General features: G+C 57.4%; 16 protein-coding genes and 1 other RNA gene. 8 read left to right on the forward strand and 9 right to left on the reverse strand.

The annotated features are described in order from the left end of the window. Positions 1 to 18: 18 nt before the first annotated feature. Together GGQ73_RS13695 and ffs are read right to left on the reverse strand one after the other, a co-directional pair. The gene (locus GGQ73_RS13695) at positions 19 to 1887 is read right to left on the reverse strand and encodes a DNA polymerase III subunit gamma/tau (RefSeq protein WP_183896779.1); all 1869 of its coding nucleotides are present in this window, start codon (positions 1885 to 1887) and stop codon (positions 19 to 21) included. Positions 1888 to 2026: 139 nt separating this feature from the next. Further along, positions 2027 to 2123: signal recognition particle sRNA small type (ffs, locus tag GGQ73_RS13700), an RNA gene on the reverse strand. A gap of 31 nt (positions 2124 to 2154) precedes the next feature. Between ffs and GGQ73_RS13705 the strand changes: the two genes are divergently transcribed. Both GGQ73_RS13705 and nudC read left to right on the forward strand, forming a co-directional pair. Next, on the forward strand, positions 2155 to 2616 hold the full coding sequence (locus tag GGQ73_RS13705; RefSeq protein WP_183896780.1) for an HIT domain-containing protein: 462 nt from the start codon (positions 2155 to 2157) through the stop codon (positions 2614 to 2616). Then, positions 2616 to 3584: an NAD(+) diphosphatase gene (gene nudC, locus GGQ73_RS13710; protein ID WP_183896781.1), complete on the forward strand. Its 969-nt coding sequence runs from the start codon at positions 2616 to 2618 to the stop codon at positions 3582 to 3584. Before GGQ73_RS13705 ends, nudC begins: the two co-directional genes overlap by 1 nt. A 14-nt stretch (positions 3585 to 3598) precedes the next feature. Here the strand turns inward: nudC and GGQ73_RS13715 are convergent, their stop codons facing one another. Both GGQ73_RS13715 and GGQ73_RS13720 read right to left on the reverse strand, forming a co-directional pair. Next, positions 3599 to 4456, reverse strand: coding sequence for a prephenate dehydratase (locus tag GGQ73_RS13715; protein ID WP_174151704.1), 858 nt, complete (start codon positions 4454 to 4456; stop codon positions 3599 to 3601). Positions 4457 to 4469: 13 nt separating this feature from the next. Continuing rightward, a complete protein-coding gene (locus tag GGQ73_RS13720) occupies positions 4470 to 5225 on the reverse strand; it encodes a 3-deoxy-manno-octulosonate cytidylyltransferase (protein WP_183896782.1) in 756 nt (251 codons plus the stop codon). 148 nt (positions 5226 to 5373) lie between these two features. On the opposite strand from GGQ73_RS13720, the gene GGQ73_RS13725 reads away from it, so the two are divergent. Further along, positions 5374 to 5946, forward strand: coding sequence for a c-type cytochrome (locus GGQ73_RS13725; RefSeq protein WP_183896783.1), 573 nt, complete (start codon positions 5374 to 5376; stop codon positions 5944 to 5946). Positions 5947 to 6010: 64 nt separating this feature from the next. Here GGQ73_RS13725 and GGQ73_RS13730 read toward each other — a convergent pair whose 3' ends face one another. Next, on the reverse strand, positions 6011 to 8362 hold the full coding sequence (locus tag GGQ73_RS13730; RefSeq protein ID WP_183896784.1) for a transglycosylase domain-containing protein: 2352 nt from the start codon (positions 8360 to 8362) through the stop codon (positions 6011 to 6013). 125 nt (positions 8363 to 8487) lie between these two features. Beyond that, the gene (locus tag GGQ73_RS13735) at positions 8488 to 8946 is read right to left on the reverse strand and encodes a YbaK/EbsC family protein (RefSeq protein ID WP_183896785.1); all 459 of its coding nucleotides are present in this window, start codon (positions 8944 to 8946) and stop codon (positions 8488 to 8490) included. 510 nt (positions 8947 to 9456) lie between these two features. Between GGQ73_RS13735 and GGQ73_RS13740 the strand changes: the two genes are divergently transcribed. Further along, positions 9457 to 9666, forward strand: a complete 210-nt coding sequence (locus GGQ73_RS13740; protein ID WP_045230211.1) for a cold-shock protein — start codon at positions 9457 to 9459, stop codon at positions 9664 to 9666. A gap of 451 nt (positions 9667 to 10117) precedes the next feature. On the opposite strand, the gene GGQ73_RS13745 is transcribed toward GGQ73_RS13740, so the two are convergent. From GGQ73_RS13745 to GGQ73_RS13755, 3 genes are all read right to left on the reverse strand, one after another. Further along, the gene (locus tag GGQ73_RS13745) at positions 10118 to 11509 is read right to left on the reverse strand and encodes a dipeptidase (protein ID WP_183896786.1); all 1392 of its coding nucleotides are present in this window, start codon (positions 11507 to 11509) and stop codon (positions 10118 to 10120) included. A gap of 137 nt (positions 11510 to 11646) precedes the next feature. Continuing rightward, complete coding sequence (locus GGQ73_RS13750; protein WP_183896787.1) at positions 11647 to 12090, reverse strand: MarR family winged helix-turn-helix transcriptional regulator; 444 nt, start codon at positions 12088 to 12090, stop codon at positions 11647 to 11649. Positions 12091 to 12319: 229 nt separating this feature from the next. Further along, on the reverse strand, positions 12320 to 12571 hold the full coding sequence (locus GGQ73_RS13755; RefSeq protein WP_183896788.1) for a hypothetical protein: 252 nt from the start codon (positions 12569 to 12571) through the stop codon (positions 12320 to 12322). Positions 12572 to 12782: 211 nt separating this feature from the next. Here GGQ73_RS13755 and polA point away from each other — a divergent pair, with 211 nt between their 5' ends. From polA to GGQ73_RS13775, 4 genes are all read left to right on the forward strand, one after another. Further along, positions 12783 to 15761, forward strand: a complete 2979-nt coding sequence (gene polA, locus GGQ73_RS13760; RefSeq protein WP_183896789.1) for a DNA polymerase I — start codon at positions 12783 to 12785, stop codon at positions 15759 to 15761. A gap of 842 nt (positions 15762 to 16603) precedes the next feature. After that, the gene (locus tag GGQ73_RS13765) at positions 16604 to 17848 is read left to right on the forward strand and encodes an ABC transporter substrate-binding protein (RefSeq protein ID WP_183896790.1); all 1245 of its coding nucleotides are present in this window, start codon (positions 16604 to 16606) and stop codon (positions 17846 to 17848) included. Next, positions 17845 to 18804 carry a carbohydrate ABC transporter permease gene (locus tag GGQ73_RS22965; protein ID WP_252094089.1) on the forward strand — a complete coding sequence of 320 codons (960 nt, stop codon included), beginning with the start codon at positions 17845 to 17847 and terminating at the stop codon, positions 18802 to 18804. Before GGQ73_RS13765 ends, GGQ73_RS22965 begins: the two co-directional genes overlap by 4 nt. Further along, the gene (locus GGQ73_RS13775; protein ID WP_183896791.1) at positions 18801 to 19643 is read left to right on the forward strand and encodes a carbohydrate ABC transporter permease; all 843 of its coding nucleotides are present in this window, start codon (positions 18801 to 18803) and stop codon (positions 19641 to 19643) included. The genes GGQ73_RS22965 and GGQ73_RS13775 overlap by 4 nt, the downstream gene beginning before the upstream one ends. Position 19644: the final 1 nt, after the last annotated feature.

A 19644-nucleotide genomic window follows, 5' to 3' on the forward strand; every position in this document is an offset into this window, starting at 1 on the left:
GAAACTCCTGTCTTTTGCTTAGAATTCTATGTCGTCGCCCGGCAAAATATCGCCTTCGCTGGATTCGGCAACGGAGGGCGGCGCGATCTCTTCGACGTCATCCACCAGGGGTGCGCGGATGCGGACGTCGGTAATCTTTGCACCGGGAAACTGCGCCAGAATGGCAGCGACATCCGGGTCCTGGCGCGCATCGACGAAGCGGGCTTCGCGCGCATTGCCTTCGGCCTCCACGAGCGTCGGCTCGCCAGTCTCCTTGCTGATGGACACGACCCAGTGGATGCCGGTCCATTCCTTCAGCTTCGTGCCGATCTCTCCGGGAAGCGAGCCGGGCGCACCTTCGCCGAGCCGCAGGTCGAACCGCCCGGGCTCCAGCCGCACGACATGGACGAAATTGCGCAATCTCGCCTTCAAAATTGGGTCACGGTGCTTGGTGCAAAGATCAACGATATCATTCAGGGAATTGACGGGAACCTTGGGTTCCAGCCGTTCCTCTGGCTTTGGCGTTGCAACCTGCATCTCCTGCGGGCGAGCGTCCGGCACCGCGCGCAACAGGGCTGTCGGCTGTGGCGATGTCTGGCGTTGCGGTGAAAGCTGAGCGGATGCGACAGCCTGCGTGGACGAATAAGCCCGCGCACCGCCGCCATTGCCACCGCCGGATGGCGCTCCACTGCCGGACGTACCACCTTCGCCGTTGGAAAGCTCCAGGAGACGACGTGCGGCATCTTCCGGGGCGGGCAGATTGGCGGCATGCGAGAGCCGTATCAGCACCATTTCGGCGGCACCGGCCGGACGCGAGGCATTTTCGGTTTCAGGAATGCCCTTCAGCAGCATCTGCCAGATGCGCGATAGTGCAGAGACTGCAATCGTATCGGCGAACTCAGCGCCACTGACACGCTCGACCTCGGACAGAGATGGGTCGTCGGCTGCGTCCGGCACATATTTCATGCGGGTGACGAGATGGGTGAAATCGGCAAGGTCGTTCAACACCACGACGGGGTTGGCACCCGCTTCGTACTGACCCGTAAACTCTTCCAGGGCGGAGGCGACATCGCCCTTCACCACATGACCGAACAGATCGACAATACGGGCCCGATCGGCCAGACCGAGCATGCCGCGAACCGCTTCCGCCTCGACCCGTCCACCGCCATGGGCGATGGCCTGATCCAGAAGCGACAAGCCATCACGGGCAGACCCTTCGGCGGCGCGGGCGATCATTGCCAGTGCTTGGCTCTCGGCCTCGAAGCCTTCCTTGGCAGCAATCGCGGTAAACAGACCAACCAGATCGGCCGCACTGATGCGGCGCAGATCGAAACGCTGGCAGCGTGACAGAACGGTGATGGGAACCTTGCGGATTTCGGTCGTCGCGAAAATGAACTTCACATGCTCGGGCGGCTCTTCCAATGTCTTCAGGAGACCGTTGAACGCCTGCGTCGAGAGCATGTGCACTTCGTCAATGATGTAAACTTTGTAACGTGCCGAGACCGGGCGGTAACGCACCTGCTCGATGATCTCCCTGATGTCGTCGATGCCGGTATGGGAGGCAGCGTCCATCTCGATCACATCGACATGGCGGCCTTCCATGATGGCCTGACAATGTTCACCTGGAATCCGCAGATCGATCGTCGGCTTGTCGATTTCGTCGGTCTTGTAGTTGAGCGCGCGCGCCAGAATACGGGCCGTGGTGGTTTTACCCACGCCGCGAACGCCGGTCAGCATGTAGGCTTGCGCGATGCGGCCGGTTTCGAACGCGTTGGTCAGCGTGCGAACCATCGGCTCCTGGCCAACCATCAGGTCGGAAAAATCTTTGGGGCGGTACTTGCGCGCCAGAACCCGGTAACCGGCACCCTGCTCTTTTGTCTTGGGCTGATTGGTTCCGGTTTCGCTCATCGCCTCGCCAGTCGTTAAAACTATCGCATGTCTTGGTCGCAAAACCGCTATACACTTTTGCGAGACATGCTTTGGGTGGCGCCCGCTTTCAGGCCGAACTGGCCCGGCGAAACCTGAGCACGTCTTCGAAATAGAAAAGGTGGGAGGCTGGCACGGCGACCCGTGCCTGGCTCGTTAGGGCTGCTTCCTTCCGGACCTGACCCGGTTGGCGAGTGGCTCGTCCACCACCAACCTCCCGGAGGCACATATCGGCAATAATAAAAGCAAATGCAAGCCAAGCTGCCAAAAAACTGCTATCACATTCAAAACAATTGGGAGGATGCCGTGGAAACATTCCGGCTGGATGAAAGACTGGCGCGCGACAGCGTGCTGATAACCCGGCTGGGTTTGTGCCAAATGCGTCTTCAAAACGACCAGCGTTGGCCGTGGATCGTTCTCGTGCCGCAACGCAACGACAAGAGCGAGCTCTTCGAGTTGACCCCGCTGGATCAGGCGCTGGTGACTTTCGAAACCAATCAGGTCGCCTCTGCGCTGAAAGAACTGACGGGAGCGACAAAAATAAATGTCGGCGCTCTTGGAAATATCGTGCGCCAGCTCCACGTCCATATCATTGCCCGCAGGCAAGGCGATGAATGCTGGCCGGGTCCGATCTGGGGTCACGGGACAGCTGTTCCCTACGCGGACGATGACAGACATGATCTCATGAAGAAACTGGCCGGCGCATTGTGATGAATTCAAAAAGCATATTCGATACCAACTCCCCCCATCCGGAACCCAGCACTCTGACCGCATTCGCCCAGAATGATCTGGATCGTCTGGCCGAAAAGCGAACCGAAAGCTGTGTCTCCGATGCGCTGAAGGTGGAAGGTACACATCTTCTGGCCTTTGCAGGTACCAAGCTCGTGCTCAAGCATGACGGTCAGGTTCTGGACCCGCTGTTTTCGGCCTACGAGCTGGCCGAGCTCGATCCCGATTTCGAAAATGCTGTTCTTCTCGGATACAAGGACAATGGCGAGCCACGCGTCGCAGTGCCGGTGCGAACCGCCGAAGACAATCTTGCCAGCCATTTCAAGCCTGTCGATGCCCGCAGCCTCTATCGCGATCAGTTGATCGGTGAGGAATTGCTGGGCGAGGTCGCGCAGGCTGTGAGCCTTCTTCACTGGAACTCAGACAATCGTTTTTGTGGACGGTGTGGCGGCGCGATGGAACTGCATATCGGCGGTTACAAGCGGATTTGCGCTGCGTGCAGCCACACGATTTTCCCGCGTACCGATCCCGTCGTCATTATGCTGACCATCGATCTGGACCGGGAACTGTGCCTGCTGGGTCGTGGAGCGCATTTTCCACCCGGCATGTATTCCTGCCTTGCGGGCTTCGTCGAACCCGGCGAAACCATTGAAAACGCTGTTCGCCGCGAGACGCATGAGGAAGCCAATATCGCTGTTGGCCGGGTGCGTTACCATGCCTCCCAGCCCTGGCCGATGCCCCATACGCTGATGATCGGCTGTTTTTCCGAAGCGCTGTCGACCGATATCACCCGCGACGAGGCAGAGCTTGAAGATTGCCGCTGGTTTAGCCGCGACGAGGTGGCTACCCTTCTGGAGATGGGGGCGGCCAACGGCCAGTCACCACCACCACGCGGTGCCATCGCGCACCGTTTGATGCGCGACTGGATCGAATGGGACACGGCTGAATAAACCGGATCGCAAGCTTAGAGGATGTTGAGCTTGCGCCGCATGGCATGGCCCTTGTAGACGCCGAGAATACGAACTTTTTCGGAGAAGAAACGCAGTTCTTCCAAAGCGTGGCGCACCGGCTCGTCTTCGGGATGGCCTTCAATATCCGCATAAAACTGCGTGGCCACGAACTTGCCGCCCAGCTGGTAGCTTTCCAGTTTCGTCATGTTGATACCATTGGTCGCAAAGCCGCCCATGGCCTTGTAGAGCGCGGCTGGAATGTTGCGGACATTGAAGACGAAGGTCGTGACGATCACCTCTTCCGGCGATGTCCGCTTGACCCAGTCTTCCTCGCGCGACAGGACGACGAAACGGGTGACGTTGTTGTCCGAATCCTCGACATTCTCTGCCAGGATTTCCAAACCGTAGAGATCTGATGCCAGCCGCGGCGCAAGCGCTGCCATACTGCGATCGCCCAGTTCGGAGACCAGCTTTGCCGCACCGGCCGTATCGCCTGCAACGACGGGCTTCCAGCCGTTGGAGCGAATGATCTTGCGGCACTGTCCCAGCGCGTGAATGTGGCTGTGGACGGTCTTGATCTCGTCCTTCTTCACACCCGGCAACACCATCAGCTGGAAGCGAATGGGCATGAAATATTCGCCTATGATGTGCAGGCGTGATTCGGGCAAAAGGTGGTGAATATCGGCGACACGACCCGCGAGCGTGTTTTCGATGGGGATCATCGCAAGATCGGCGTCACCGTTTTCAAGCGCGTTGAAGGCATCCTCGAACGTCGGGCACGGCAGCGGGTCAAGCTGCGGAAAGACATCGCGGCAGGCCATGTCGGAATTGGCGCCATAGTCGCCCTGAAAGGCAATCGAATTGCTGCTCATGATTTGATCGCCATTATCTGCCTGTGTTTCCCAAAATCTCGCGCGCCTTGTCGAGCTGCACTTGTGTGTCGACGCCCAGCGGCACCGAATGGACGATTTCCGCATCGATGCGCATGCCGGCCTCCAGCGCCCGTAGCTGTTCGAGGCTTTCACGCATCTCAAGGGCCGATGGCTTGAGGGACACGAATCTTTCGAGTGCTGCGCGGCGGTAGGTGTAGAGCCCGATGTGATGATAAAGCGGACCCTGGCCGTGGGGTGCCGTCGCGCGCGTGAAATAAAGTGCCTTCAAACGTGTCTGGGATATCGGGCTGCCGACGATCTTGACCACGCTGGGGTTGGTCTTTTCTTCCTCATCGGTGATTTCGACCGTCAGCGTGGCTATATCAGTCGAGGCATTTTCCATGGGACGGAGTGAGGCACGGATCGTCTCCGGCTCGATCGTTGGAAGATCGCCCTGAACGTTGATGATGAATTCGGCGCGGCCGTGCGGGTCGGCTTTTTGCAGGGCTTCAAAAATCCGGTCGGAGCCGGACTGGTGGTCGAGGCTCGTCATCGTCACCTCGAAACCGGCATTCTTCACCACGTCAAAGACATCGGGATGATCGACAGCGACGACGATGCGCTCAGCACCTGCTTCGCGCGCGCGCATTGCAACCTGAACGACCATCGGGTGGCCCGCAATATCCGCCAGAGGCTTTCCGGGAAGGCGTGTGGAGGCCATTCGTGCCGGAATAAGGACAATGGCCTTTTCGAAAACGTTATTATTCATCCAACACCCTTCAAATCCCGCCTGAAAAGTGGCAATACGTCACGGTGCGGGGAACATATTCAAGTTGCGCAGGCTGTGCAAAAGCCATAGCTTTCGAGCAATTTCAAGATGTCCGTTTATGCGAACGGTTGTGAGGGAGCGCAAATCAATGGATTCACGTGTTAACATGGCGGTTGGTGCCCTATTGGGCACGATCTTCGTCCTGATGTCGGTGTCGATCGCATCCGAGGGAATTTTCCACGCGCCAGCGCCGGAAAAGGAAGGCTACGCCATTGTTGCAGAAACAAGTGCTGACAGCGCCAGCGGTGAACCCGCCGCCGCTGCCACGCCAATTGCAAAGCTTCTCGCCAGCGCTGACGCCGCGAAGGGTGAGACCGTCTTCAAAAAGTGTACGAGCTGTCACACCGGGGAGAGCGGCGGCCCCAACAAAGTCGGTCCTAATCTTTATGACGTCGTCAATCGCCCGATCGCCAGCCACGCAGGTTTCAGCTATTCGGCTGGCATGAAGGACTTTTCCAAGGGTAGCACCGTGAAGTGGGACTACGACCACCTCAGCTATTTCATCGAGGCGCCGAAGAAGCACGTTCCAGGTACAGCCATGGGCTTTGCCGGTATCAAGAAAGAAACGGAACGCGCCGATCTGATCGCTTATCTGCGCACGCTTTCGGCCAATCCGGCTCCCTTGCCGGATCCGAATGCGCCGCCTGAACAGATCAACTAAAACGAAAAAAGCCCGGCTCGACCGGGCTTTTTTCTGTCCAGATGGATGCGACATAGACGTGCGATCAGTTGCCCATCAGAATGTCGAACAGGGTCGTCTGTTTCGGTGCGGGCTGTCTTTGCTGTAAACCACCGCCGCCGATATCGGCCGGGGGTACAGGACCGCCATCATATTGCTGCTGCTGCTGATGCTGCGGGAACTGCTGGGACGGTGCATCGACCGGCGGATATTGCGGGTTTGATGCGGTCTGGTCGCGACCGACTGGTGCTGCCGGATAGTTAGCCGGGACAGGCGCACCGTTTCCACCCAGTGCATTGGATATGAGATCACTGAGCGATTTTGGCAGGGCAGTCGGTGCATCGGCCATGGGCTGACCGATCTCAGGGGTGCCTAAATTGCCAAGACCGAAGAGCGGCGATGGCGTCAGCCCGGAGTGGGCAGCCGTCATGAATTCCTTCCACGCCTTAGCGGGCAGGCCACCACCGGTCACCTTTTTCATGGAGGTGCCATCGTCATTGCCGAACCAGACGCCCGTTGTCAGCGTGCTGGTATAGCCGACGAACAGCGCGTCGCGGAAGGACTGCGTGGTGCCGGACTTGCCCGCCGCCTGCCAGCCTTTGAGCTTGGCGGCCTTGCCGGTGCCCGCATTGATGACGCCGGTCAACATGCTGTTCATGGTGGCGGCAATCGCTTCGCTCAGCACCCGTGGCGGATTGTCATATTTGTTCTCATAGAGAACCTTGCCATCGGCATCGGTGATTCGCTTGACGATGTGCGGCGTGGCCTTGAAGCCGCCATTCATCATCGGCGCGTAGGCCGAGGTCAGCTCCAGAAGCGAGACTTCCGACGTTCCCAGCGCAATGGAGGCATTGGCCTGTAAATCCGATTCGATGCCCATGCGGTGCGCCACCTGAGTGACCCTTTCAGGGCCGACTTCCATGACGAGCTGGGCTGCGATGGTGTTGAGCGAATTGGCCAGTGCGGTAGCAAGGGTGACCTCGCCGCGATATTTCTGATCGTAATTTTCCGGTGTCCATTTGCCGATCTTGACCGGCGCGTCGTTTCGCACCGAATTGGGCGTCAGGCCATTTTCCAACGCGGCAATGTAGACGAAGGGTTTGAAGGCCGAACCGGGCTGGCGCTTGGCCTTGGATGCGCGGTTGAACTGACTTTGGGAATAGTCAGCGCCGCCAACAATGGCCCTGATGGCACCGGTGCCATCGATGGAGGCCAGTGCTGCCTGCGATGCGCCGAGCTTCTTGCCCTCGTTTTTCAAGACGTCGGACAACGACTTTTCAGCCTCTTTCTCCAGATCGAGATCGATGGTCGTATCGACCACCAGATCCTGCTTAACATCGCCCACCAGCATGCGCACTTCATCGAGCACCATATCGGCGGCATAGTGTTCGGCACCAGACCAGAAGCGCTTGGCCTTGGTGGGTGGCTGTGACATGGCTGTCTTGATTTCGTCTTCTGTTATGAAGCCGACATCCTGCATCGACTGCAGAACGACCTGCGCACGCTCTTCGGCGGCCTGAGGATCTCGCGCAGGTGACAGGCGCGACGGCGCTTTAAGCAATCCGGCCAGCAAAGCGGCCTCGCCCAGATTGACGTCCCGGGCGGACTTGTTGAAATAACGACGCGACGCCGCTTCAACACCATAAGCGTTGGAGCCGAAATAGACCCGGTTCAGATACATCGCCATGATCTGATCCTTGGTGTATTTCTGCTCCAGCCAGAAGGCGAGCAGAACTTCCTGAATCTTGCGCTCCAGCGTTCTGTCGGGAGACAGGAACAGGTTTTTCGCCAGTTGCTGAGTGAGTGTTGACCCCCCCTGGACAGCGCGACCGCTGACGATGTTGGTAACGATGGCACGGGCAAGGCCAAGCGGGTCGACACCGAAGTGCGAATAAAACCGCCGGTCTTCGATGGCCATGACGGCTTGGGGCAAATAGGGCGACATATCCTCTAGCGCCAGCGCCTCGCCCCCCGTCGTACCGCGATTGGCAAGAACGGAACCATCGACCGCGACGATTTTGAGGTTGGGCGGACGCTCGGGAATCGACCATGTGCTGGCGCTGGGCATACGCGCGGCATAGTAGGCAACGAGACCTGCCACACCGATACCGCCCCATATGCCAAGCACGATGCACCAATAGGCGAATGTGCGGATGAAACCAGTTATGCCGCCGCCAGCGGAACGCGTCTGCCGCTTTTGCGCGCGAGACGGTTTTGCGCGCTGGCGCTTGGGTGCCGGTGCATCGTCAACGTCATAGGTCGCGGACGTCTTGCCGCGCGCTTTGCCCTTGTTGCCGGTAATGCGGTCGCTTTCATCCAGACGCAGATCATCGCCGGATTCCTTGAAATCCCCGAAAGAAGGTTCTACGCGCTGGCGTGACTTGCCGTTACCTGCCATTAGCGGGAAATTGCTCCATGATGTGGCGCTTCGATCTGCTGCACCGTGATCGCCTTTCGATCCCGATGAAGCTTAAATGCGGCGATTTAAGGTGGGGTTAAGGACGTCGAACCATCACGTTGCCGTCACTGGCAGACGTCGATCCACTCCGCCGCCGTGAGTGCTGCCATATGATCGGGTGCAATGCGCACGGCGGCATTGGTGGCTCCGGCTGCCGGTACCACTTCGTCATAGGCCTTGAGCGAGATGTCGCAATAGACGGGCATGGCAGAGGGCAGACCGAAGGGGCAAACGCCGCCGATGGGATGACTGGTCACCTCCACGACGTCGTCACCGCCCAACATGCGCGGTTTGGCACCGAATCGGTCGCGGAATTTGCGATTGTCCAATCTTTTTGTGCCGGCAGTGACGACGAGAAGAACGATGTCTCCGGCCCTCAGGCAAATCGTCTTTGCGATCTGATCTGGATCGACATTGTGGGCCAGCGCCGCCATAGCCACAGTCGCAGAACTGTCCTCGGTCACCAGCACGCCGATCTCGGGTGCACGACGTGCGAAGAATTCTCTGACGGATTCAAGGCTCATGCGTAATCTTTAGGCGTTGCGCTTCACAGAAGCAAGGTTTCGATAGAGAGGTATGCATTTTACGCAATGCTGCGCTGCAATGTCTCGACTGTTCATCGCTATCGAATATGGTATTTTCAAATCATCGAAGCGACGCACTCCTCCTCCCAGCGTCGCCCGATTGGACTGACAACACTCCTCCTCCCAGTTGTCAGTCAGTATCAAGAACCCGGCGCACCTCCTCCCGCGCCGGGTTTTTGCTTTCCTAGATTCCTGTTTCAGTTGAGATACCCCGAATTCCTGCAGGAATTTACACGATCAGGTCGCAAATTTCGAGGCAGCAGACGCGGCTTCGTTATCGAAGAAACTTGACTTATTGGTGCCGTAACCTTAGGTGTTTTGCCATCGATATTTGTTTGACGACCAGAGCTTCAGCGTCCCCATAGACGTAAACGACGATCTTCCCTTCAAATTCGAGAACACCGCGCTGACGTTCAGCGCAAAAGTAATGCCAACGGAAGGAACATCGTTATGGCGACTGGTACAGTAAAGTGGTTCAACGCAACCAAGGGCTACGGCTTCATTCAGCCTGATGATGGCGCACAGGACGTTTTCGTTCACATCTCCGCAGTTGAGCGCGCTGGCCTGAACGGCCTCAAGGATGGTCAGAAGATCACCTATGAACTCGTGCAGGACCGTCGTTCTGGCAAGATGTCTGCAGACAGCATCGTCGCTGCTTAAGACTGACGATGGATCGGCTGTGGGGTTGATCCGATAAAACGTTGAAGGCCGGGTCAAACCGGCCTTTTTCTTTGGGTAAAGCGCCCGCCTTGAAGCGCACTCTGAAGACGGAACTGGGTTAAAAATCAGTCTTCCCCTTGAAAACATGCGACCCGACACCAATATAAAGGCCATCAGTGTTTCAGCAACCTCTTATGAGGTCATCTGAACGAAATGATGGCGCAGTTGAGCGTTAACTAAATGTTAACCAAAGCAGCGCAATCTGTTTCGGAAGACATGAGCGACAGCGGATTTGCTGGCGCCGTGCTGAGACACATACCGTTTTATGCGCTTTGACCACGGATGTACTGGCACTGAGGCTGAAACGGTAAGGAAAGGTCGGGCTTGCCCCGGCCTTTTGCTTTTTCAGGCATTCGCCTCGATAACGCCGCCCGTTGCCGGGCGGCTTTTTTTATTTCACAGCCAGGGCCGTCAAGATGCGAACCCACGAACGGATGCCCTTGTGGAACGATTGCAGATCGTATTTTTCATTCGGCGAATGAATACGGTCATCCGTCAGGCCAAAGCCGATCATCAGCGAATCCATACCCAGCATCTTTTGGAAGTCCCCCACGATGGGGATCGATCCGCCCATCCCAATCACAACGGCAGGCTTTGCCCACTCGTCCGAAAGCGCATTCTTCGCTTTCGTCAATGCGGGCGAATCATAAGATAGCTGGATGGCTGGCGAAGCGCCGTGCTCATGAAATTCCACCGAGCAATCGGCGGGAATTTTGGAACGGACATAGGCACGGAAGCTTTCGCGGATAGCGGCAGGGTCCTGGTTCCCAACCAGGCGGAACGACACTTTCGCCGACGCTTTCGCCGCAATCACGGTCTTGAAGCCTTCACCGGTATAGCCCCCGATGATCCCGTTGACTTCAGCAGTTGGGCGCGCCCAGGTCAGTTCCAGAACTGAACGACCCTTTTCGCCAGCCGGGATGGAGAGACCGACCTGTCCCAAAAAGCTTTCGGCGGTGCGGCCGAGATTATCCCACGACGCCTTGATATTGCCCGGTGTTTCTTCAACGCCATCATAGAAGCCCGGCAAGGTAATGCGACCCGTCTCATCGTGCAGACCGGCCAGGATTTGCGTCAGAATATGGATCGGGTTGGCCGCAGCCCCGCCGAAAAGACCGGAGTGGAGATCGCGGTCAGCCGCCGTCACCACGATTTCTTCTCCGACCAGCCCGCGCAGGGCTGCCGCAATCGCAGGTGTTTCGCGATCCCACATGCTGGTATCACACACCAGCGCGTAATCCGCCTTCAGTTCATCGGCATTGGCATCAAGGAAGGGTTTGAGCGAGGGAGAACCAGATTCCTCTTCGCCTTCAAACAGAATGGTGATGCGCAGCGGCAACGCGCCATGGACCTGCTTGTAGGCCCGGCACGCTTCCACAAAGGTCATCAACTGACCCTTGTCATCCGAGGTACCACGCCCCGTGATGGCCTGTCTGCCTTCGCCAATATCCTTCAACGCAGGATCGAACGGCTCGTTTTCCCACAGATGGAGGGGATCGACAGGCTGAACGTCGTAATGGCCGTAAAACAAGACGTGCGGCGCATCCGGTGCCGCGCCATCGTGGTGGGCAACGACCATAGGATGACCTGCGGTTTCACGCACGGATGCCTTGAAGCCGATATTCGTCAAATCACGAACCAGCCAGTCAGCCGCCTTGCTGCATTCCGCCTTGTAGGCAGGGTCCGTCGAGATGGATTTTATGCGAACGAATTCGAAAAGCTTGTCGAGGCTGGAGTTGAGGTTTTCGTCAACCGCCGAGAGAACGGGGGATATGTCTGTCATTACGCGATCCTGTCATGCGAAGATTTCAGGACAATAGAGCAAAGACTTCAGTGTTTCGAGCCGGAAAATCACCTCTTTGCCGAAGGCGATGACATCTGCCCTACCGCGCATGGTCGCGCGGACTCGAAAGTTTCACATCAGATTTTCTGGTCGGCCGCTCTCGCTGCGTCGATCGTACGCCCCATATATTCGAGCAGCAAGTGTCGCTCGAACTTCAAAAGTCCCGCCAGCATCGCATCGTCTGTATCCTGGGAGGCGGCAATGGCCTGGACCTCCAACTCGCGGCCCTTCTCCGTCAATTCGATAATCTGTGCCCGGCGATCCCTGGGATGCGGTTTGCGATGGATCAACCCGTCGCGCTCCATCCGCCCCAGCGTATTGGCAAGCGTCGCCTGTTCGACATCAACGCGATCCAGCAATTGTCGCTGGGTCAGGCCATCCTCGTTCCAGAGCTCCAGCAACACCGGAAATTGGCCCGGAGAAAAACTGAGCACCACCGCGCGCCTGTTTAGCGCCTTCGAAAAACTTTTTGCCAATTGCGCTGCAAGATAGGTCGCCGAATCGTTTCTCGAAAAACGCATATCATCTCCTCCCTTGGATCACGCTGCACGGCTTTTATTGCATATCATGCTATGTAGATCGGTTGGCTTTCGCGGAGCATACGGATCAAAAAACGACAATAAAAAACCGCCATGGCCGGGAGGGACAGCCATGGCGGTATGTTGAAGGACAAAGGCCCGGAGAGGGGGGGTAGGCCTTTGTCCGGTCTGAAGCGGCGGGGGACGAGCCAGCAATCAGACTACGGCGTGATCAGTCGCCGTCCTCCAAGAAATGCGCCTTCAAATGCGGTTTTTCAAGGGAGGGCAGAATTACAAATTTGTAACGTTCCGGTGAAGTTTGATCGACCTGTTGACGCATCTTGCACCGATACGCAAATAGCAGAATGTTCGCGTCGGCGATGATCAAGGTACCAGCACCGAAATCAAGTCCGACGCGCCATGCGCTCGCTGCGTCTTTCGGCTGAAGGAGGACAAGAAAGGTGGCGATCAGTGCGGCATTCAAAAGCTCGAACTGCGCTTGACGCGAGGCTTTGTCTATTTTTGCGATGCGCTGGAAAGTGGCCGCGAAGACCGTCTGCCACCAACATCACCGTCGCCAGCAGGACTGAGATATTCGATTTCCCATTCATCACTCGCAACACGGTCAAAGAATGTTGTAGGGCAGTCGTCGCGACGATAGACCTTTGCGCTTTGGCGCGCTATCCCTTCTTCCCATGAAAAAAGGCGATCATCTCTTTCTCGTTGACGGCTCCGGTTTCATCTTCCGGGCGTTCCATGCCATTCCTGCGCTAAACCGCAAATCGGATGGATTGCCCGTCAATGCCGTCTCCGGTTTCTGCAACATGCTGTGGAAGCTGCTGAAGGATGCGCGCAACACCGATGTCGGCGTTACGCCTACGCATTTTGCGGTGATTTTCGACTATTCCTCGAAAACCTTTCGCAACGAACTCTACGATCTCTACAAGGCCAACCGCTCCGCACCGCCGGAAGATCTGGTGCCGCAGTTCGGATTGATCCGCCAGGCCACCCGAGCCTTCAACCTCCCCTGCATCGAGACCGAGGGTTTCGAAGCGGATGACATCATCGCGACCTATGCCCGCCAGGCCGAGGCGATCGGCGCCGACGTGACCATCATCTCATCCGACAAGGATCTGATGCAGCTCGTCTCGGCCAATGTGCATATGTACGACGCCATGAAGGACAAGCAGATCGGCGTGCCCGATGTCATCGAAAAATGGGGCGTTGCTCCTGAAAAGATGATCGACCTGCAAGCCATGACCGGCGATTCGACCGACAACATTCCCGGAATTCCCGGAATTGGGCCGAAAACGGCAGCACAGTTGCTGGGCGAATACGGCGATCTCGATACGCTGCTGGAGCGCGCTGGCGAAATCAAGCAGCAGAAACGCCGCGAAAATATCGTTGCCAATGCCGAGCTTGCGCGTCTGTCGCGCCAGCTCGTCGCGCTTCGAACCGACGTACCGCTGGAAATGCCACTCGACGCCCTGACGCTTGAGCCACAGGATGGCCCGAAGCTGATCGCCTTTCTCAAGGCCATGGAATTTACCACGCTGACGCGGCGCGTTGCCGAAACGACAGGAGCGGATGCAGCATCCATCGATGCAGCGCATGTGCCTGTCGAGCGTGGTCCACAGGCGCATGGCCCGGATATGGATGCAGCAACGAATCTATCTGTTCCACTGGCCGAAAATGCCGTCGACAATTTCGATCCGGTCGGTTCCAAGATGGATGGCACAGGACCGGCTGCCTTGGCATCATCGCGAGAAGCCGGATTTTCTGCCGCCAAAATCGATATCACGTCTTACCAAACGATCTGCACCGTCGAAGAGCTCGATCGGTGGATAGCGCTTGCGCGCGAAACCGGCGTCGTCGCCTTCGACACCGAGACCACCTCGCTGGACCCTATGCAGGCCGAGCTCGTCGGGTTTTCCCTGGCGGTGGCCGACAATTCCAAGGATGCTGGTGGCCTCGATATTCGTGCAGCCTACGTGCCGCTCAACCACAAGACAGGCTCGGGCGGCGATCTGTTCAGCGACGGTATCAAACTTGCGCCAGACCAGATCGCATTCGATGAGGCGCTTGTCCGGCTGAAATCACTGCTGGAAGACCCCTCGGTGCTCAAGGTCGCGCAGAACCTCAAATATGATTACCTGCTGGTTAAGCGTCTCGGCATCGTCATGCAGAGTTTTGATGACACCATGCTGATGTCCTATGTTCTGGAAGCGGGCAAGGGCCTGCATGGCATGGACGCGCTTTCCGAACGTTGGCTGGGCCACACGCCGATCTCCTACAAGGAGGTTGCAGGATCCGGCAAGTCCGGCGTTACCTTCGATTTCGTCGATATCGACAAGGCGACGACCTATGCCGCCGAAGATGCAGATGTGACGTTGCGGCTATGGATGGTGCTGAAACCACGCCTCGCTGCCGACAAGATGACGGCGGTTTACGAGCGGCTGGAACGTCCGCTCCTGCCCGTCCTCGCGCGCATGGAAGAACGCGGTATCACCGTCGACCGGCAAATCCTGTCGCGCCTTTCTGGCGAGCTTGCACAGAAAGCAGCGGCCTTCGAAGACGAGATTTACGAACTCGCCGGTGAAAAATTCAATATCGGCTCGCCCAAGCAACTGGGTGACATTCTCTTTGGTCGAATGGGCCTGCCGGGCGGCTCGAAAACCAAGACAGGGCAATGGTCGACATCCGCCCAGGTCTTGGAGGATCTGGCTGCCGAAGGTGCGGAACTCCCTCGCAAGATCGTGGATTGGCGCCAGCTGACAAAATTGAAATCGACATATACGGACGCGCTTCCGACTTACGTGCACCCGCAAACCAAGCGCGTGCACACGTCCTACTCGCTCGCCTCCACGACCACTGGACGTCTGTCGTCGTCCGAGCCCAACCTGCAGAATATCCCGGTAAGGACTGCCGAAGGGCGGAAAATCCGCACTGCCTTCGTCTCGACCCCCGGCAACAAGCTTTTATCGGCCGACTACAGTCAGATCGAACTGCGCGTGCTCGCGCATGTGGCGGATATACCGCAGCTGAGAAATGCATTCGAGAACGACATCGACATCCACGCGATGACCGCGTCAGAAATGTTCGGCGTTCCCGTCGAAGGCATGCCATCGGATGTGCGACGACGCGCGAAGGCGATCAATTTCGGCATCATCTACGGTATTTCCGCCTTCGGTCTGGCCAATCAGCTTGCCATTGGCCGCGCGGAGGCGGGGGAATATATCAAAAAATATTTCGAGCGTTTCCCCGGTATTCGCGACTATATGGAAAGCACGAAAGCCTTCGCCCGCGATAAAGGATACGTCGAAACGATCTTCGGTCGCCGCATTCATTATCCGGAAATCCGATCGTCCAACCCTTCCGTCAGAGCCTTCAACGAACGCGCTGCTATCAATGCGCCTATCCAAGGCTCAGCCGCCGACGTCATCCGCCGCGCCATGATCCAAATCGAGCCGGCCCTGGATCAGTCCGGCCTATCGGCACGCATGCTCCTCCAGGTCCATGACGAACTGATCTTCGAGGTCGAAGAAGCCGAAATCGACAAGGTCCTCCCCATCGTCGTCACCATCATGGAAAGCGCCACACTGCCAGCCATCGACATGAAGGTGCCGCTGAAAGTAGACGCAAGAGCCGCTAGCAACTGGGACGAAGCCCACTAGAGTCTGTCAGGCCTATACTGAACCATATGCTGCCTGCGTTAGATAGTTTGAGCTTTTGCGGGGAGCGAAGGCCTTGAGAAGATTGCCGACGCGCCTCAACCCTGTCTCGCCGATCCGCTCTTCGGCTTTTCGGACGAGGATTTTGAGCTTGGCGAACACGACCTGAGACCCTGATTGTCCTCGATATTTTGGTAGAGTCCGTCACTCTGAGGAGACGGACGGCATGAAGCAATCACGGTTCACGGATGAGCCGATCATCGGAATCTTGAAAGAGCATGAGAACGCCCGATGTGAAGCGGGACGCTGTGGCTCATGTCGGCCAACAGCATGGGGTGAGCCAGCTTCGAGCGTGCGAGGTTTTGCCCGTTGATCGATCGACGTGCGATACCTCAGCATTCGACCAGATGATGCCAAAGGCAAGATAGAAAACCCCAGACTCTCCCGAAAACTGGAGGAAAAATGGGTCTCAGGTCAGTCCAGTTTCAACAGCAATATTTGTCGCGCTAATTCACCGCGCACTGCGCTCTTGACAAAGTTCAGCATCCGATTCCATACTTCGTCAAGTTGCCGAACAAATTACGCGAAGGTTACGTCGGAATAGGACAAGCGTTTGGGAGAAGGCATAGGAAGGCGAATTGCGGGTGCGTTAAGGAGGTCTCCTTCCGAGCCGTGCGCTGCCTACTTTCTACTCCAGGCTCCACAGCGAACCCTTCCCCTGCAGAACCTTGCCACTCTGGCACTCCTCTTTCCGGGCTGCTGGCGCCCGAGGGGGCCAGCCTATGATGTATACGAGCCAGGCCGCGAACTACAAGAAATGCCAACTCCAGAGAAGGAAAACCGAAATGAAAAGGTTTATGTACGGCTCTCTTATCGCAGCCGGTCTGCTCGCCGGCGCGCCCGCATATGCGTCTGAACTGAAGATCATGTGGTATCTTGGCACGGATGCCGAGGAGCAGGCGATCAAGGATGTGCTTGCTACCTATACAAAGCTGAAGCCGGAAACGACTTTCAATTTGCAGATCGTTCCCTACGACGACATCGACAATCGATTCGCCCAGCTAGCGGCTGCAGGCACGCTGCCGGACCTTTCGAAAACATCGTCAATGCGGCCCTTTATCCGCCCCTACCTGACGGATTTCGCGCCGGTGTTCGGCAAGGATTATCTCAAAGATTTCGTTCCAGGATGGGCCGCTGGCGCCAAGTTGGGCGACCAGATCATAGCCGCGCCGCTACAGGTAACGGCGACAGGCATGCTGATCAACAAGTCCGCCTTTGAAAAGGCAGGCGTTGATATTCCAGACATCAAGACCTCTTGGACTTGGGACGAGTTCCTCGCCAAGACCAAGGAGGTGGCGGACAAGGCCGCCGTGCGCTACCCGCTCGTTTGGGATATCTCCCAGAGCCGCTGGCTGACCATGCAATTCCAGTATGGCAACCACATTTATTCCGAGGACGAGCCTTACAAGGTTGTCTTCGATCACGACAAGGCAACCGCCGTCCTTGACAAGTTCATCGGGCTGACCAAGACACACATGCCGCCAGGCCTGTGGTCGGGTTCGAGTTCTGACAATCCGAAACAACTCTTCACCAGCGGTCAGGCAGTCGCGTGGATGTCCGGTAACTGGCAAGTAGGAGGATTGGCCGAAAATGCCTCTTTCGATTGGCAGGCAGGCCCGACACCCTACGGCACCGTCAAGTCCAGCATGGTTGGCGGCGACTACGTGATCGGCTTCAACACGAGCGAGCATGTGGATGAAGTCAATGCCTTCATCAAGTGGCTGACCACCGATCCAAAGGCGCAGGAACTTTACACCAAACCGATAATGTACATTCCGGCTAATCTTAAGGTTCCGCCAATCGACTACGGCAACGCCAAGGCGTCCGCCGCCCTACAAGCCTTCAAGGAGGAGCTGTCCGCAAGCCCCAATTTTGCCGCCACCGACCAGGCGAACCCCGCCATGCAGTATGTCTGGGGTCCGATGCGCCAATCGCTGTTCCAGGCCACCACAGGCCAGATCACTAGCAGTCAGGCAATTGACCAGATCATCAAAACGGCTCAGGAATCCTTGACGGAAGCGGGCCAGTGACCAGCACCCCATCCACCATCGAAGCGGCGCCGGGAGCAATCCCGGTGTCCACCGGCAAAGCCCCTGGCGGCACGCCATGGACGACACGGCTTTTTCCCTACATGCTGTTGACGCCAACGGTTGTACTGCTCGCGGTTTTCACCCTCTATCCGCTGGTCCAAGGCCTGTGGATGTCCTTCTTCAAGCGCGGTATCGTCGTGGTTGAGCGGGCACAGGCCACCTGGCCCAAATTCGTCGGCATCGACAACTATGTCCGCCTTTTCAACGACCCGGAGTTCTTCAGCACACTGGCCAAGACTGTCGGCTTCGTGCTGATCGCGGTCCCTGCGGTGACCGTTGTCTCGCTCGGGCTTGCCATCCTGCTGAAGAACCGATTCTTCGGTGTGGGCGCTGCACGCGCCGTTGTCTTTTTCCCTTCAATGATCAGCCTTCTGATTACCGGCGTCGTCTGGAAATGGATGTTCGGCCTCAATTCCGGCCTGATGAACTATCTTCTGTCTCTGGTAGATGTCGCGCCCGTTCCATGGCTCGACAACGGTACAATGGCGCAGGTCGCGGTCGTTATCGTCTGGGTTTGGGCCAGCGCCGGCTTCTATATGATGATCCTGATTGCCGGTCTCACTACCATTTCCGAGGATCTCTACGAAGCGGCCCGCGTCGATGCTGCCAGTAACTGGCGCATCTTCACGCGCATCACGCTGCCGCTTTTAAAGCCTAGTATCTCACTGGTCGTCATTCTGTCCTCGGTCGAAGCCTTCAAGGTCTACGAATTGGTCGTGTCTCTGACTGGAGGCGGTCCAGGTAGATCGACGGTCTACCTTATCCAGACCATCTATGAGACAGCCTTCACAAAGGCCAATCAGGCCGGCGTGGCCGCGGCGCAATCCGCCGTACTGTTCCTGATCCTGCTCGTGCTCACTGCCATCCAGCTTCGTGTCAGCAAGGAGAAAGCATGACCACCGCCCTACTCTCCAGCCGCGCCGCCCGCGACTGGGCCTTCCGTGGCCCATTGCTAGTGATCGTACTTGTGCTCTTCCTGCTGCCGCCGCTTTGGCTGCTGGCCAGTGCACTGAAGGCACCGAACGACATCTTTGCCTGGCCGCCAACGCTCCTGCCCTCTCCAGCGACGTTGGTGAACTTCGCCACCGCCTTCGATCAGACAGGTTTTGGTCTATTCTTCCAAAACTCTCTGTTCGTGGCCATCATATCTGCGGCGATCTCGGTCTTGATCAGCTTGATGGCAGGCTATGCACTGGCCAAGTTTCGCTTTCGAGGCGAAACCTTCTTCTTCATGCTGATCATGTCGGCTCTGATGATTCCACTGCAAATCATCCTGATACCGATTTTCATCGTGCTGAAGGATCTGGGCCTCTTGAACTCGCTTTGGGGCGTGATCCTCGCTCCGGCGGCCACCCCCTCGGGTGTGTTCATCATGCGCCAGTACATCCGCAGCATTCCCGACAGCTTGCTGGAAGCGGCACGCATCGACGGCACGCCAGAATGGCGCATCCTGTTTCGGATTATCCTGCCCCTATCCGTCCCGGCAATTGCTGCCCTTGCCGCCTTCAATTTCGTCTGGCGGTGGAACGACTATCTTTGGCCATATCTGATCATCACCGACCAGTCGAAATGGACGGTACAACTGGCGCTCGCCAATAATGTCGGCCAATGGGACATCAACTGGCCACGGCTGCTTGCGATGTCAGTGCTGTCAGTCATTCCGACGCTGGTGCTGTTCGTGAGCCTGCAACGCTATTTCATGAACGGGCTGTTGTCGGGTGCAAGCAAGGAGTAAC

It is taken from the genome of Rhizobium skierniewicense, assembly GCF_014196515.1.
Lineage (GTDB): Bacteria > Pseudomonadota > Alphaproteobacteria > Rhizobiales > Rhizobiaceae > Agrobacterium > Agrobacterium skierniewicense.